Consider the following 16,726-nt stretch of genomic DNA (forward strand, 5'->3'; position numbering starts at 1 on the left):
TCCTTACTGGCTTATTAGCGCGTCTTTATCCACATGCTCTTGGAGCTGAACAATGTCTTCTAAAACCCAAAACAAATTCTTCCATTCAATAAATTTATTTTCTTCTAGAGCGCTTTGAAAATGATCCAAATCCCATGCCAGAAATTTTTCTGCGTCTAAAATTTTACCCAAAAAGCGCACTTCATAATGCAATTTTTCGCCGCCGCTATTACCGCTCTTCCCGCTATAGCCAATCAACTGCCCTTTTTGGATAAAGCTTTTAGGCTGCACATTGACATGATCTAAATGCGTGTAAATGGAGCTAAAACCAAACGCATGTTCAATGCGCACCAAGTTCCCATACCCCACATTAGAATTAGTCTTCACAAAATCCACAATCCCATCAGCGCTCGCATACACAGGCGTGTTTAATGGCGCAATAAAATCAATCCCGGATTCAACGCCCTTAATCTTTTTAATAGGGTGGTTCCTTTCTTTGGTGGATTTGATCGCGCTATAAGTTTTTAGGGGCATGCCATTAGGAATGAGCATGAGCGCTAAATGTTTTTGAGCCAAATTCAAATTTTCTAAATCCACTCCATCATAGAGATGCACGCCCCCATTAGCCCCTCTTTTGATTTCAATCAAGGATTCTAATCCGCGAATCTTTTGCCCCACAATAAAGAGCTCTTCTCGCTTGTTTTTAATCTCTTTTGTCAAAGTGTAATTTTTTTGATACAAATCCCTAAAATCCCTTAAAACCGCGTTCCTCTCGCTTGTCATCGTATCCATTTTAGCGATTAAAAATTTTAAAAACCCTACGCCAAGCCCCACGATCAACAAAAAAATAACAACAGAAATGATGAGGTTGCGTTTTAAATTTTTAGAAAATTTGAGCTGTTTAGAGCCTGATTCATCAATGATGGTGATCACAAGCTGGTTTTGTGGCATCAATCCCTCTTCTTTTGATAGCGCTTATAAAAAGCGTTGGCTACTAGAAATGAGCCATACACCAAATAATTTTCATTTTCTTTTACATCTTCAAACAAAGCGTGTTCTAACCCTAAGGTTTCTAAAATCCCTTTAAGCTTTTCTAATTGGATAATCCTTTCATTATGCAATTCTAAAATCAAAACCTTTTTAACCACAGGCTTTAAAATTTCTAACACCCCACAAGCGTCTTTATCTTGATAGCAATTATAAATTAAAATAATTTTAGCGTTAAAAACGCGCTTGATTTCTTCTTTTAAGGCTTTGGCGCTATGGGGGTTATGCCCCACATCTATTAAGATATTAGGGCTTAAAAGCTCGCAACGGCCGATTAAATTTAGGGGCTTTAGGTTTTTTAAAACTTCTTGTTTATTGCATGGCAATAGCGTTTCAAACGCCTTTAGAGCCACTTCTAAATTCATCGCTAAAAAACGGGCTAAATGGTAGCGTTCAATATAGGCTTTCACTTCTTGTGAAATCTCGTTTTGAACCACAATCAATTTTGCGTGTTTGTCTTTGGCGATTTTTTGAGCGATATTCAAAACCAGTTCTTGTTGGGGAGCGATGATACTAAGAGAACCCATCGCTTTTAATTTGGTTTGTGCAATGCTTTCTAAACTATCCCCTAAAAATTCCTTATGATCATAATCAATGGGAGTGAAAATGCTTAGGGTTTTTTCTAAAGCGTTCGTGCTGTCAAACTCCCCCCCAAGCCCTGCTTCTAAAACCAAATAATCGCAATCTTTAGCGAGCATGACAGCTAGTAAGGTAGCGTATTCAAAATACGAGCAAGCGCTGCTGAAAGCGTGCGATTGCAATTGCTGGTGGGCGTTTTCTAAAACGCTTTCTTCAACAACAGAGCCATTCAAAAAAAAGCGCTCCCTAAATTCAAAAACATGAGGGGAGGTGAAATGCAACACCTTAAAATTTTGATCGGCCAATAAAAGGGTTAAAAACCGCCCCGTGCTACCCTTGCCATTAGTCCCTACCACATGAATGACTTTGGCTTGGATCTCAAAAAAAGCGTTTTTAAAATCTTTATAAATTTGAATGAAACGGCTAGGATCAAATTTATGGTATTCCTTAGGCTTTGTTTCTAAAAACGCCCTTAATCCATTCAAAGGACTATTTTTCATTATTGAATTTTCCTTCATAAGCGATTTGTGCGACAAATTTAGTCAAAGTTTGCTCCACAGCCTGATTGATAGCGTAATAGCGGTTCTGGTAGGTATTAAGGGGGTCTTGCAAATTCACAGCGTAATTATAATACCCGCTATCTTGAAAAGTCTTTTGTGTGCCTCTTTTATTGTCGTAGGTGTAATTCACAGACACGGTCGCACGATAGAAAGTCGTAAAGCCTTCTTTATTTTGCGTGATACTCGTATCGGTTACATTCGTGATTTCTATAATAATGATAGAATCCGCATCCTTTTCACTCGCTAAGCGGCTTTGGAAGCGTTGCACGACTAGACGATTCATCAAATCCTTAAACTCTACAGAGTTTTCAGGGTTAGGCAAATTCACAATGAGTTTCACATAGATGCTATCGCCTAAAGCGTTTTGAGCGTAAGCGGCGATGGGCTTATACCCACAGCCCTTGAACAAAAGCAACACAATAAAAAAAAGTAAAGCCCTCATGCGACAACAAAATTAACAAGCTTATTAGGCACATAAATTTCTTTTTTAACGCTTGCATTTTCTAAATATTTTTCTAATGCTTTTTTAGCCAAAATAATGATTTCTTCTTTACTGGCGTTAATATTGACCTTCAATTCCGCGCGCCTTTTGCCATTAATGGTAAGCCCTAAAGTCATAAAGTCTTCTATTAAAGCGTTTTCATCGATCGCTATAGGCTTAAAATTCTCTCTTTTAAAAAGCCTCTCGCTCAACTCCCATGCCGTGTGCGGGATAATAGGCTCTAAAATTTGCAACAACACAAAATAACCCTCGCATAAAATTTGCTCATTATTTTGTGCACTCAAAGCGTTTAAAGCCTCCATGCAGCTTGCGATCAAAGTGTTAAACGCGTAAGCGCTTTCAGCCTTATTGAAAATTTCATGCGATTTTTTTAACGCTTCATAGACTTTTTTACGGGCTAGTTTTTGCACTTCATTCAGGCTGACTTCTTTAAATTCAGGCTTAGAAGTGGTAGGGGTAATGGCACTCGCTTTATCGTATAAGCGCTTGATAAACCGGTGCGCCCCCTCTAAAGCGCTGTCATTCCATTCTAACTCTTTAGCCGGTGGGGCAGCAAAAAGGATAAAGAGCCTTGCAGCATCAGCCCCGTATTTTTTAAGTATCTCTTTAGGGCTAACGACATTGCCTTTAGACTTGCTCATCTTAGCACCATCTTTTAAGACCATGCCTTGAGTGATAAGCTGTTTAAAAGGCTCATCTAAATCAAGATAGCCCAAATCCCTTAAAGCCTTAGTGAAAAAACGCGCGTATAACAAGTGCAAAATCGCATGTTCAATGCCTCCAATGTAAGTATCCACCGGCATGAAATACTTCAAGTAATTTTGATCAAACGCTTGATTTTCACGCTCATCTTTGGGGGTGGTGTAGCGCAAGAAATACCAGCTGGATTGGATGAAAGTATCCATGGTGTCTGTTTCTCTTAAAGCGTCTTTATGGCATTTGGGGCATTGAGCGAATTTCCAACTCGCATGCTTTTCTAACGGATTGCCCTCCCCATCAATCACAATATCTTCAGGTAAAGTTACCGGCAGTTGGGTTTCAGGCACAATCCCACAATGTTTGCAATGAATCATTGGAATGGGTGCCCCCCAATACCTTTGACGGCTCACCCCCCAATCTTGCAAGCGGTAGTTGATCACCCTTTTACCGAGATTTTCTTTTTCAAAATAAGCGATGATTTGCTCTCTGGCCACTGAGCTAGAAAGATCGCTCCACTCCCCGCTATTTTTTAAAACCTCTTCTTTGGTGTGGGGCAAATTTTGAGGGCTTTGAGTGATCACTTTAATAGGGATATGATACAGATTAGCGAATTCAAAATCCCTTTCATCGCAGGCTGGCACGCCCATTAACGCCCCAGAGCCATAATTAGCTAGGGCGAAATTAGCCACCCAAACCGGGATTTTTTGCTTTGTTAAAGGGTGGATAGCGTAAATGCCTAAAAACACCCCTTTTTTCTCTAAAGCTCTTTCTCTTTGAGTCGTGTTTAAAATCGCTTTAATCATCTTTGAATCTTCTTGGCTCACTTGCTTAATGGCATGCTCTACTAAAGGGTGTTCTGGGGCGATAGCGATGTAAGTTACGCCATAAATGGTGTCCGCTCTTGTGGTAAAAACTTCAATTTCTTGAATGCCATTGCAAGCTTTCAAGCACTCATCAGCGATTTTAAAACCAAATTGCAACCCGCTAGATTTTCCTATCCAGTTTTTTTGCATGATTAGGACTTGAGAAGGCCAATGATTTTCTAAAGTTTCTAAGTCTTTTAGTAATTCTTCAGCGTAGTTTGTGATCTTCAAATAATATTGATAGAGTTCTTTTTGAATCACTTCTGTATCGCAACGCCAGCACCTCCCATCAATGACTTGCTCATTAGCTAAAACGGTTTTGTCGTTAGGGCACCAATTGAGCATGGCTTTTTTGCGATAGACTAGCCCTTTTTCCCACAAATCAATGAAAAATTGCTGTTCGAATTTCGTGTAATCCGGATCTGAAGTGGCAAATTCCCTGTTTTTAGAAAAAGAAAATCCTAAAGCTTCAAACTCTTTTTGCATGTTTTCAATGTTTTCATAAGTCCAGGTTTTAGGGTGGATACCATGCTTAATGGCCGCATTTTCTGCAGGCATCCCAAAAGAATCAAACCCCATAGGGTGTAACACATTGTAAGAATGCAAACGATAATAACGCGCCAACGCATCGCCAATGGTGTAATTGCGCACATGCCCCATGTGGATTTCCCCACTAGGATAAGGCAGCATGCTTAGAATGTATTTTTTAGGGAGATTAAAATCGTCTTTAGGCTCAAAACTCTTATTTTTCCACCAAAATTCTTGCCATTTTTTTTCTATATTGATAAAATCCATCATTACCCCTTAATCTGTTTCGCTCGTTACAACGCTTTCAATCAACAAAAAGATGAGACTGAAAGCGTTACTAATCAACGCCCCGATCATGAGCATGTAAGCTGTAACCAAATTATTTAAAATCTGTAAAAACACAAATGCCGGTATGAGATGCAACACGGTAGCTAAAGAGCTCGCCAACAGCTCTGAAGCGAAACGCTTACACACCCCAATTTTGAGCGTAACAGAAATAAGATTTAAAGCTAACGCTACAAACAACACCACCGTGTTAGGCTCATACAAAAACCCTGCAATGGTGGTTAAAGAAATAAGGCTAAACAGCACATGAACGACCCGACCCCAATCCATAGAAACTCCTTAAACTTGACCGCCCTCATACAAACGGCGCATTTTTTCTTTCTCTTGAGCTTTTTTGATTTTTCTAGCCTCATTCTCATAATATTTATCCATATCAAAGCCCAACAATAACGCTACTTTAGGGGCGATGAAAATAGAGCTATAAGTCCCTACAATCGTGCCTATTAGCATGGGCAATGAAAAGCCAATAATGATCTTACTCCCAAACACGCACAAAATCAACACCACAAAAAACACGGTTAAAGAAGTTAAAAGCGTGCGCGTGAGCGTGCTGGAAATGGCTTCATCAATGGCTTGAATGGCGTTTTTGGTTTTTTGAGAGAGCATCTCTTCTCTGATCCGATCAAAAATAATGATCGTATCATTAATAGAATACCCAATCAAAGTGAGCAAAGCCGCAATCACTTCCAAATTCATATCAATCTTAAAAACAATCACTGAGCTTGCCACTAAAATCACATCATGCACAAGCGCAATAACGCTCGCTAAAGCAAAACGCCATTCATAGCGGAAACTCACATAAACCATGATCGCCATTAACGCTAAAATCAGCGATAAAACGCCCTTTTCTTTCAATTCGCTCCCCACTCTAGGGCCAACGGTGTCAAATTTACGGATTTCAAAATCGCCACTGGGTTTTAGAATGTTAGCCACGATAGCGTTCAAATCTTCGTTTTCAGCCGTTTCTACAAAAGGGAATTTGATTAAAATTTCTTCTTTAGAGCCAAATTCGCTCACTTGCACGCCCTTAAAGCGAGCTTCTTTTTCAAAAAGATCGCGCACTTCTTTAACGGGAGCGTTTTGAGTGTAACGCACTTGCACCAAACTCCCCCCCGCAAAATCAATCCCTAAAGAAAACCCTTTAAAAAACAAAAGCCCCAACGCTAAAAGCGCTAAGATCGCTGAAACAACCACCCCATAATTGGAATAACGCATGAAGCTTAAGATTCTAGTTTGTTTGAATAATTCCATAAAACCTCCTAAGCTCTTTTATTCACGCCAAACCAAAAGTAAAGGCTTTTTGTTTGTGTGAGTTTAGGCAAAAGGGCTTGATAAATCCCTTGCGTGCCTACAATAGCGGTGATAATAGAGGCTAAAATCCCAATGCCTGTGGTTAGGGCAAAGCCTTTAATCGCTCCTGTGCCATAAGCGTATAACAACACTGAAGCGATCAAGGAAGTGATATTAGAATCAAAGATCGCCCGGCTCGCATTGATATAGCCTAAATGGATCGCTTTAGCGATGCTTTCATTCTCTCTTAAGACCTCTCTAATGCGCTCATTGATAATGATATTAGCATCCACGGCAATCCCCACGGTTAAAACAATTCCCGCCATTCCAGGTAAAGTCAGCGTCGCTCCAAAAACCGCCATGACCGCCACAATCAAAAAAAGATTGACCACTAACGCCAAACAAGCGATCACCCCCGCCATAGAGTAATAAAGCACCATAAAGCCCATCACTAAAATAAAGCCCCCAACCAGAGCGATAATGGAAGTTTTAACGCTGTCTTTCCCCAAACTCGGGCCAATAATTCTTTTTTCTAAAACCTGAATGGGAGCGCTCATCGCCCCACTCCTTAAAGCGATCGCTAAATCGCTCGCTTGAGCCACGCTAAAATTCCCGCTAATTTGCCCACTCCCTCCGCCAATACGCTCCCTAATCACTGGGGCTGAATAAACCTTATTGTCTAAAACAATCGCCATGCGTTTGCCCACATTCGCGCCTGAGAAATCCCCAAAAATCTTAGCCCCTTGCGCATCTAGCGTGAAGCTCACCACCGGCTGGTTGTTTTGATCATACACCACTTTCGCATCTGTAAGCATTTCGCCATCTAAAATGGGGATCGCTTTGAGCAAGATTTTACCACCCATTTCCACATCCGATAACAACACGCTGCCTAATTTTTGAGCCTCTAAATCCGTCATTTTCATCGCATCTTTATTGTGCTCTTCATCCACCGCCATCATCTGCAAATGAGCGGACCTTGAAATCAACTCTTTAGCGCGCCGTTCTTCTTCTAAAGTCTTAATACCGGGCAATTGCACCGAAATTTCTTCTCGGCCTTGCTGAATGACTATAGGCTCTGCCAAACCAAATTGATCCAAGCGGTTACGAATGATCCCTATCACTTGCAAAATCGTGTTTTTACGCAATTCCTCTTGCTCTAAAGGGGTGAGCTTCACGCTATAAAACCCCGCTTCTTTGTTGATTTCAAACTGGCTATGGCCTTGCAATTCCAATAAAAGCGCGTCTAATTTTTTCGCTTCATCTTCATCTAAAAGCTCAAAACTGATCCCCTCTAGGCTGGATTTAATGTCTTTAAGCAAGATATTTTGCTTTTTAGCGTTGTATTCTAAAGCGGACGCCAAGCTTAAATACTTGTTTTTTAAGGCTTCATCGGTTTGCACCCCTAAAAGCATGTTTAACCCTCCCCTTAAATCCAAACCTAAAGTGATTTTAGGGCCTTTAGTCTCTAGCAAAGAAGGCACAGAAAACCCTACCCCTAAAAGAAGCGCACAAATAAAAACGATTAAACGAGGGTTAAAAAGTTTCATTTAGTTGTTATTTGGCGTTGTTTCAAAGTTTTAGTACCAGATAATTTTGCCGAGATTTCTTCTCTGCCTTGTTGGATAACTATAGGCTCTGCCAAACCAAATTGATCCAATTCGTCTAATTTGAACGCTATATAGTTTTTAGAAAGTTTAGCGGTGGTGTCATCATTGAGCTTCACGCTAAAAAAATTCGCTTCCGCTTTAAGCACCTCAACGATCAACCCGCCTTGAGTGACAACTTTATCGCCCTTAGTCAAGCCCTCTATCATTTCTTTGTGCTTTTTTTGTTGCTGGCGTTGCGGTCGAACAATCAAAAAATAAAAAATAAGAAACAACACCACAAAGGGTAAAAGCGTCGTTAGAATTTCTTTAGTTTGTCCCATTTAATTCCCTTAAAAGATGTTTTAATCTCAAATTATAGCATTTTTAACTATTTCTTTAAAGCCGCTCTTTGGTTTAATAAAAATAAATACAAAGCCCCTATGATCCCAGAAATCAAAGATCCCAGTAAAATCGCAATTTTTGCCACTTCCATAGCGTCCTTATGCTCGCTTATGAAAGCCAAATTAGAAATAAACATAGACATGGTAAAGCCAATCCCTGCTAAAAGCCCAGCCCCCAAAATATGCCACCAGCTGATGCCTTTAGGGCGCGCGGTGATTTTAAGCTTTTCGCTTATAAAAGTGACGAGAAAAATCCCTAAAGGCTTGCCCAAACAAAGCCCTAAAATAACCCCTAAAAGCACCTTATCCACTTCTAAATTGATGCTAGAATCAACGCTCACCCCAGCGTTTGCAAACGCAAATAAGGGCATGATGAAATACCCGCTAATGGGGGCTAAAAAATGCTCCAATCTTTCTAAGGGGCTTTGTAAAGCGCTCGCTTTTTCTTCAATGGAATGCAAGATCTCTTGCTGTTCTTTGGTCAAAAGCGCTCCTGAACTCGTTTCTGCGTATCGCTTGCCCAGCTCTAAAAGCTCTACATTTTTAGAATCTTTAGGGATCTTCACCGGTATCATAAAAGCTAGAATCACTGCAGCAATCGTCGCATGGATACCGCTCTCATGCACGCAAAACCAAAGCAACACCCCTAAAAGCAAGTAAGGGATAAGCGAGCGGGTATTCAAGTGGTTTAATACAGCTAGAATGAGAACCACCCCTAAAGCCCCTAAAAGCCATGCGAATTTTAAATTCGTGGTATAAAAAAGCGCGATCACCACAATAGCCCCCAAGTCATCAGCCACCGCTAGAGTGATTAAAAAAACCTTTAAAGCGGTTGGCACCCTCTTGCCTAAAAGCATGATCACGCCCAAAGCGAACGCAATATCTGTCGCCATAGGGATCCCAAAACCATGCTGAGAAGGCGTGTTAGCGTTAAGAAAAAAATAAATCAATCCTGGGGCTATCATGCCCCCTATAGCCGCAATCACAGGAAAAGAAGCTTTTTTGAAACTGGATAGCTCCCCAAACAACAATTCTCGCTTGATCTCTAATCCTATCATTAAAAAAAATAACGCCATTAAAACATCATCAATCCAGTGATGCAAACTAAAGCCGATGAAAAAATCCCCTATTTGAAACCCAAAAGGGGTGTGCCATAGCGCAAAATAACTTTCTTTTAAAAACGAATTAGCCACCACCATCGCTAAAACAGCGTTTAAAAAGAGGAAAATCCCTCCAAAAGACTCGCTTTTAATGAAGTTTTTAAGCGTCACACTGAGCGCGTTTTCTGTTTTTTTGATATTCATAGACAACCTTAAAATTTTTAATTTCAAACCCATAATTTTTCAAGCAGTCTTTTATGAGCGTAAATAATGCCCGCTTGTATCTTAAAATGGGGGGCTTGAGTTTGCAAAAACGTAGCGTAATGAGACACTTGAGCCTTGTGGCTTTGCTGGTAATTTTGAGAGCTTTTATAATCTAAAACATACAAATTTTGCCCCTTATCCCACAATAAAACATCAATCCTAGATACAACTCCTTCAAATAAAAAAGCCGCTTCACCCTTTAGGGCCAAATTTTTAAAAAGAGCTTGTATCTCTGCATCGTTTTCAAAAAGCTCTAAACTTTCTTCTAACGCTTGGTGATCCAAACCATAAAAACCATGATGGTAGTTTAAATATTCTAAAACGCTTTTTTTAGGAATATTATAAGCGTATTGGTATTCTAACCCCTTGTGCAAGGCGATACCAAAGTTGATCGCTTCCTGGTCGTTATTCTTTTCATAATCGCTATCTGGCTCTTCTTCTATCTCTTGGACTTGCTCGCCATAGGCATGGGGTTTGATTACAACGCTTGCGATTAAAGGCTCTTTTTGAGGAGAAATAACCGGTGCGATTTCCCCCTCTTCTAAAGGCGCAAGATCCAATTTTTCGCGCATTCCTTTGTTTTCGCTTTCTTTTTGGTCTTTTTTTTGGCCTTTGTCTTTAGCCACGACAACCAGCCCTAACTCAGCCCTAGTGAATGCGACATAATACTTATTGGTTTCTTCACTCTCTTTAGCCGCTTCTTCTTTGTCTAAAGCCCTAGCGTAATCTTTATCCACCATCTCACGATTTTTCATCCTGTAATAAAGGCGAAGAAGCTCTGTGCCATTATATTCTTCAAGGAATTGATTGGAGTTATTGGATTTAGGCTTGCCCAAGCGTTCGCACACGATCACATAAGGGAATTGCATGCCTTTAGATTTATGGATGGTCATGATTTGAGCGCCTTTTAAATTGAAAGAAGCAATCTTTTTAGCCTCTAATTTTTCTAAAAATCCATCAGCGTCTTCGCACCCAACCGCCAACTCCAAGCAGATTTGTGCGCACTCTCCATAAAGCTCAAACAATTCCATCACCTTCCACACAAAGCCCGCCACGCTCTCTTTTTTGGGGTTGAAACCAGCTAAAGCGATCGCATCATCATGCAAATATCCAGCGAGTTTTAAAACGCTGTGCTTATAAAAGGGCTTGTAAGGTTCTTCAGCTAGAGCGTATTTTAAAGCGTTCTTAATGATTTTAGATTCTACAAATTGAGACAATTTAGCGCTAGATTCCGTGCTTGGGCGAATGGCGCTCAAATGCTCTTGCAAATAATTTTTGATTTCTAAAGCGTCATCATTAGTGGCACATAAAATGGTAATGTCTTTAGGCTCAATACGATGCTCTAAAAGGTTTTTAGCTTCTTGCAAGATTTGTTCTAACAACAATTCTCTTCCATCAGCCACTAAAGAAACTTTCACATAGCCGTCTGTAGCATGTTTATTACTGGAAGCTTTAGGGTATTTTTGATCCAAATAAGCGGTGGGGGAATCTTGATAAGCCTTTTTAAAAATGGTATTCACATAATTAATAATCAAAGGCGAACTGCGGTGGTTGAATTGTAAATTATCGTGGTAAAAATCCTTAGAAACGCTTTCAAACAAGGAGCTAAAACTCCCCCTAAAGGCATAAATGCTCTGTTTGACATCGCCCACAAAAAACACGCTCCTATTCCATTTAGCTTGCCCTATCCCGGCTTTAATCTCATCAATAAAAGGGGCTAAAATCTTATAATCGTTCAAGCTCGTGTCTTGAAATTCATCAATCAAAATGTGCACGATCTTGCTGTCCAATCTGAAATAAAAAAACTCCGCTGGCATTTCTTCATAACCATTCAATAAGGCATGGACTTTATCTTTAATCGCATCAAAATCCAGGGCTTGGATTTTAGAAGTGGCTTTATCATAAAGCTGGATGAATTTAGGGAATTTTTTAAACAATGCACTTTCTCTGGCTTCATAATAGCGTTTTAGATCGTTTTCAATTTCTTCGCATTCGCTCTCTAAAGTGGGGATTTCATCTTTGAATTTTTTGAAATAGCGGTATTCGCCCTTTTTTTTAAGCCAGGTTAAAGAGCTGTTTAAAAATCCCCTAAAATCATCGCATTTAATGGCTGTTTTAGCCTCATTTGATGCTGTTTCTATGTTTTGAATTTGTTGGTTTAAGCTTCTTAGTTTTTCTAAAAACCTCTCTTCATCAAATACAGGATCTTTCTTATTGGGATCAAATAAATAGAGCTTGTTTTTTAAAAAACGCAACCGCTCTAAAATAGAATCGCTTGTGTAACTATCATGGCTTAAGCATTGAGCGATAAAAACGCTCAATTCCTCAAGCTGTTCATTATTTAAAGCGCTCAAAAAACTCTCATTGAGCTGTTGCTGGTGCGCTTTTGTGTCTTCATTGACTTCAAAATTCGCGCTCAACCCCACAAACCAGCAAAATTTCCTTAAAATGCTTTGGAAAAACGCATCAATGGTGCTGATTCTAATTTCGGCGTTTAAAAAGCGTTGGTAGATTTCTTGAGCCCTATTTTGCACAAAACTAGGGTCTAAATGGTATTTTTCTTCTAATTCTTTTAGGATATTTTGGGATTTTTCTTTTTCTTTTTCATCTTCAAGATTTTCTTTTTGCAAGATTTTTAAATAGTCTAAAATGCGCTCTTTCATTTCGGCGGTGGCTTTTTTGGTGAAAGTGAGCGTTAAAATCTCGCTAGGATTAGCCCCCTTAAACAATAGGGCCAAAAACCGCACGCTCAAAGCGAAAGTCTTCCCGCTTCCTGCTGAAGCTTTTAAAGCCATGCATTGTCTTTTTGTATCCATTAGATCTATCCTAAAATTCTGTTTTGTCTTTATTATAACCTAAAAGCCTTTTTTACTTAAGCTAAAAAACCCTAATCTTTTGCTATAATCATAGGGTTTTGTCGTTTTTCTATCATTTTATAGGGATCAAAGGCAAAGACAGCGTCAAATTCACACATGCTAATCCTTGTATTTAGGTGTTCTTAAGAAACTTAAGAATCAAATGAGCATGGAGGAAGAGAACCAAAATAACTTTAAGGAGAATATTCTCATGGTAACCATGAAAGATTTATTAGAATGCGGTGTGCATTTTGGACACCAAACAAGGCGTTGGAACCCTAAAACCAAGAAATTCATTTTTGGCGTTAGGAAAAATATCCATATTATTGATTTGCAAAAAACTTTGCGCTATTTTAGATACACTTATAATATCGTGTGCGATGCGAGCGCTCAAGGCAAGAGCATCATGTTTGTAGGCACTAAAAAACAAGCCAATGAGACTTTGAAAGAATTTGCTGAAAGCATTCAAGTCCCTTATGTCAATTACCGCTGGCTTGGTGGCATGCTGACTAATTTTAGCACCATTAGAAAATCGGTGAGGAAATTAGAAATCATTGAAGAAATGGAAAATAGCGGTCAAATTGATTTATTGACTAAAAAAGAAAAACTCATGATTTTAAGGAAAAAAGAAAAGCTGGATAAATATCTTGGTGGGGTGCGCCACATGAAAAAAATCCCTGATATGATTTTTGTGATTGATGTGGCTAAAGAAAAAATCGCTGTCGCTGAAGCAAGAAAACTCCATATCCCTATCGTGGCTCCCTTAGACACTAACTGCGATCCTGATTTAGTGGATTACCCCATTCCTGGAAATGACGATGCGATCCGCTCTATTAGGCTATTTTGTAAAGAAATGAGCGAAGCGATTTTAGAGGGGCGAGAACTCATGCAAGAAGAAATCGTCCATGCGGATGAAAATAGCGAAGAGATAGAGTATGTGAGCAATGAAGAAAAAGAAGAAATGCTCGCTGAAATCCAAAAAGAAATCACTCAAGGAGCCGAATAATGTCAGGAATTAGCGCTCAATTAGTCAAAAAATTAAGAGACTTAACCGATGCGGGCATGATGGATTGCAAAAAAGCCCTTGTAGAAGTGGCTGGGGATTTGCAAAAGGCTATTGATTTCTTGCGCGAAAAAGGCTTGAGTAAAGCCGCTAAAAAGGCCGATAGGATCGCTGCTGAGGGCGTTATCGCTTTAGAAGTAGCGCCTGATTTTAAAAGTGCGATGATGGTAGAAATCAATAGCGAAACGGATTTTGTGGCTAAAAATGAGGGCTTTAAGGAATTGGTTAAAAAAACTTTAGAAACGATCAAAGCCCACAATATTCATACCACAGAAGAACTGCTTAAAAGCCCGTTAGACAACAAGCCTTTTGAAGAATATTTGCACTCTCAAATCGCTGTGATTGGTGAAAACATTCTAGTGAGAAAAATCGCTCATTTAAAAGCCCCTAGCTCTCATATCATCAACGGCTATGCGCATTCGAACGCCAGAGTGGGCGTGTTAATCGGTATAAAATACGATAATGAAAAAAACGCTCCAAAAGTAATTGAACTGGCCCGAAACATCGCTATGCATGCCGCAGCGATGAAACCTCAAGTATTAGACAGCAAAGACTTTAGCCTTGATTTTGTCAAAAAAGAAACTTTAGCCTTGATCGCTGAAATTGAAAAAGACAATGAAGAAGCTAAACGCTTGGGCAAACCTTTAAAAAACATTCCTACTTTTGGGAGCCGCATTGAATTGAGCGATGAAGTTTTAGCACACCAAAAGAAAGCCTTTGAAGACGAATTAAAAGCGCAAGGCAAGCCTGAAAAAATCTGGGATAAAATCGTTCCTGGAAAAATGGAAAGATTCATCGCTGACAACACCCTTATTGATCAACGCCTGACCCTTTTAGGGCAATTCTATGTCATGGACGATAAAAAGACTATCGCTCAAGTGGTTGCTGATTGCTCCAAAGAGTGGGATGACAATTTAGAAATCACTGAGTATACGCGTTTTGAATTGGGCGAAGGCATTGAGAAAAAGGCAGAAAATTTCGCTGAAGAAGTAGCTTTACAAATGAAATAGGGTTTTAAAGCGCGTTTTTCGTGCTTAAAAACTAACTTTAACCATCAATAAACTACATGCCTTACAGACTAGAAAAAGACTTCCAAGACTTAATCGCTAGTAACAACAACATTCAAAAAGACATTTGCTCTGTTTTAGAAATGGATTATAAGGATTTTAAGTTGTTAAGAGAGAACGCTTACATCAATGGCATTACAGCAGACTTCACGCTTTTTGAAAAAAATAAAGTTAGGGCTATCATAGAGTGTAAGGGTGGAGCTATCGGGGTGAGCGAATATGCGCGTGGTATCGGTCAAATTTTTCAATACGAATATTTTTTTGAAAACCATCTAAGCCTTAAAAATTATGCATTTTGCCAAAATTTTAATAGCGTGTTGGTTTTTCCTGAAAGCGTGTTGAAAAACAACGATTTTAATGTGGGGCTTTTCAAGTACCCTAAAAGCAAGAAAATTTTAGAAATCAATTCGCACAATTTAGCCGTTAGATGCATTAATGATAGCGAATGAAAAATTAAGGGAGATAAAACACAGGGATTTTAAAGTGATCTCGCCCTATTATGCGCATGATATTAGATTTTTTGAAGCGTGTTTCTTGCTCCAAGTTTTAGCCATTTTTAAATTTAAACCACCCAAGCAGAAATCCCAAACATCTTTAGTGTTTGGGATGAATGCCGCTAACTTGTAGTATAATACCCCCATACATTTGTATCTAGCACAGGAAGTGCGCGAAGTTACGCCTTTGGAGATATGATGTGTGAGACCTGTAGGGAATGCGTTGGAGCTCAAACTCTGTAAAATCCCTATGATTAGGGACACAGAGTGAGAACCAAACTTTCCCTATGGGCAACATCAGCCTAGGAAGCCCAATCGCTTTAGCGTTTGGGTGCTTCACAAACAAATTAGTGCATCGTAAAAACATAGAAGAAACGATTTTAAAAAAGACCAATTCGCTTAATAATGGTAATTGGCGCAATGTCTTTATCACGCTATCCACATTGGGTTTCATTGATAGCCAAAATTATCCTACAAGCATAGGTTTAAACTTTGTGAATATGAGTTATAGCGAATTTCTTGTGATGGTTTTTGAAAGCTATATCAAACCTTACTGCATTGAAATTTTTAAACTTGTAGAAAATGATACGCTTAATTTAAAAAATAACGAAATAGCAGAACGCATTAGAGCGAATTTTAACAACCATGAAGTCTTGTTTTTGACTGAGTCCAATTTAAGATACATTTCATCATGGCTTAATATCGCAAAAGATGATTTTGCTTTTTTTGATTCCACTAAAAGACTAGTGCAAAGGCAATTGATTTTTAACCCTTTTATCAGCAATAAAGAAAGTTTTATTAAACATATTGAAAAACATTCACTTTTTAATAAGTATAAAGAAAGATATAAGGAAATTTTAAATGGTATATAATGTTTGTGAATTTTTTGTGGGAGCGGGCGGTTCGCATTTAGGTTTTATCCAACAAGGTTTTAAAACGCTCTATGTTAATGATATAGATAAAGACGCCCTAAAAACTTTACTCCATAACAATAAAGAACTAAAAGATGCCATCATCGATCAAACAAGCATTACAGAAATTGACCCTAAACATTTGCAAACACAGATAAAACAAGAGATTGATGTGATTTTTGCTGGCATTGTGTGCAAGAGTTTTTCCTTAGCTGGGGAGCGCTCACCCAATGACAAACGCAATTATTTTTACCGCTACTATTTAGAAATAATCAAAGCCCTAAGACCAAAAATCAGCATTACAGAAAATGTCAAAGGCATGCTAAACGCTAAAATTTTGCCACAAAATTCAGACCCTAAAATTTTACAAGAAGTGGATATTTTATACCAAGAGTTAGAAAACTATAAGGGCAAAAAAGCAGAGTTAAGAAAAAAGAATTCTATCACTAAGGAATTTGAAAATTACGGCTTAAATTTACGCCAAAAGAAACAAAACTTGCAAAAGAAACTCAATGATTTAATGCATGGCGTCGTAGATGACATTTTAAAAATTTATGAAGAATTAGGCTATCGTGTAGAGCTTAAAGTCTTAA

General features: G+C 38.9%; 13 protein-coding genes and 2 pseudogenes. 5 read left to right on the plus strand and 10 right to left on the minus strand.

All coding sequences use genetic code 11. From position 1 onward, the window contains the following. Positions 1–3: 3 nt before the first annotated feature. The 10 genes from csd2 to QAP06_RS07565 are packed head-to-tail and all read right to left on the minus strand — an operon-like array spanning position 4 to position 12,559. Complete coding sequence (gene csd2, locus QAP06_RS07520; RefSeq protein WP_286465669.1) at positions 4–930, minus strand: M23B family cell shape-determining DD-metalloendopeptidase Csd2; 927 nt, start codon at positions 928–930, stop codon at positions 4–6. Continuing rightward, on the minus strand, positions 930–2,105 hold the full coding sequence (locus QAP06_RS07525) for a bifunctional folylpolyglutamate synthase/dihydrofolate synthase (protein WP_286465670.1): 1,176 nt from the start codon (positions 2,103–2,105) through the stop codon (positions 930–932). The genes csd2 and QAP06_RS07525 overlap by 1 nt, the downstream gene beginning before the upstream one ends. Then, positions 2,095–2,607, minus strand: a complete 513-nt coding sequence (gene lptE, locus QAP06_RS07530; protein ID WP_286465671.1) for an LPS assembly lipoprotein LptE — start codon at positions 2,605–2,607, stop codon at positions 2,095–2,097. Before lptE ends, QAP06_RS07525 begins: the two co-directional genes overlap by 11 nt. After that, a complete protein-coding gene (leuS, locus tag QAP06_RS07535; protein ID WP_286467665.1) occupies positions 2,604–5,024 on the minus strand; it encodes a leucine--tRNA ligase in 2,421 nt (806 codons plus the stop codon). Before leuS ends, lptE begins: the two co-directional genes overlap by 4 nt. Before the next feature lie 9 nt (positions 5,025–5,033). Beyond that, positions 5,034–5,372, minus strand: coding sequence for a DUF6394 family protein (locus tag QAP06_RS07540; RefSeq protein WP_000383774.1), 339 nt, complete (start codon positions 5,370–5,372; stop codon positions 5,034–5,036). Positions 5,373–5,381: 9 nt separating this feature from the next. Beyond that, entirely contained in the window at positions 5,382–6,353 is a 972-nt protein-coding gene (gene secF, locus QAP06_RS07545) for a protein translocase subunit SecF (protein ID WP_286465672.1), read from the minus strand. Positions 6,354–6,361: 8 nt separating this feature from the next. Then, positions 6,362–7,939, minus strand: a complete 1,578-nt coding sequence (gene secD / locus QAP06_RS07550; RefSeq protein ID WP_286465673.1) for a protein translocase subunit SecD — start codon at positions 7,937–7,939, stop codon at positions 6,362–6,364. Further along, positions 7,936–8,319: a preprotein translocase subunit YajC gene (gene yajC / locus QAP06_RS07555; RefSeq protein ID WP_154447871.1), complete on the minus strand. Its 384-nt coding sequence runs from the start codon at positions 8,317–8,319 to the stop codon at positions 7,936–7,938. Before yajC ends, secD begins: the two co-directional genes overlap by 4 nt. Before the next feature lie 47 nt (positions 8,320–8,366). Then, positions 8,367–9,683 (minus strand): sodium/proton antiporter NhaA, encoded by a 1,317-nt coding sequence (nhaA, locus tag QAP06_RS07560; RefSeq protein WP_286465675.1) that lies wholly within the window; start codon positions 9,681–9,683, stop codon positions 8,367–8,369. A 23-nt stretch (positions 9,684–9,706) separates the two neighbouring features. After that, positions 9,707–12,559: a RecB-like helicase gene (locus tag QAP06_RS07565; RefSeq protein ID WP_286465677.1), complete on the minus strand. Its 2,853-nt coding sequence runs from the start codon at positions 12,557–12,559 to the stop codon at positions 9,707–9,709. Positions 12,560–12,809: 250 nt separating this feature from the next. On the opposite strand from QAP06_RS07565, the gene rpsB reads away from it, so the two are divergent. From rpsB to QAP06_RS07590, 5 genes and pseudogenes are all read left to right on the plus strand, one after another. Further along, positions 12,810–13,604 (plus strand): 30S ribosomal protein S2, encoded by a 795-nt coding sequence (gene rpsB, locus QAP06_RS07570; RefSeq protein ID WP_050843289.1) that lies wholly within the window; start codon positions 12,810–12,812, stop codon positions 13,602–13,604. Beyond that, positions 13,604–14,671 carry a translation elongation factor Ts gene (gene tsf, locus QAP06_RS07575; protein WP_286465684.1) on the plus strand — a complete coding sequence of 356 codons (1,068 nt, stop codon included), beginning with the start codon at positions 13,604–13,606 and terminating at the stop codon, positions 14,669–14,671. Before rpsB ends, tsf begins: the two co-directional genes overlap by 1 nt. A gap of 56 nt (positions 14,672–14,727) precedes the next feature. Next, entirely contained in the window at positions 14,728–15,177 is a 450-nt protein-coding gene (locus QAP06_RS07580; RefSeq protein WP_286465685.1) for a hypothetical protein, read from the plus strand. Positions 15,178–15,563: 386 nt separating this feature from the next. Further along, positions 15,564–16,094 (plus strand): annotated as a pseudogene (locus QAP06_RS07585) (hypothetical protein); the annotation flags it as partial. Continuing rightward, positions 16,084–16,725: pseudogene (locus QAP06_RS07590) on the plus strand (DNA cytosine methyltransferase); the annotation flags it as partial. The pseudogenes QAP06_RS07585 and QAP06_RS07590, both read left to right, overlap by 11 nt. Position 16,726 lies beyond the last annotated feature (1 nt).

Origin of the sequence: Helicobacter pylori, from assembly GCF_030323545.1 — a bacterium.
In the GTDB taxonomy this organism is placed as follows: domain Bacteria; phylum Campylobacterota; class Campylobacteria; order Campylobacterales; family Helicobacteraceae; genus Helicobacter; species Helicobacter pylori_CO.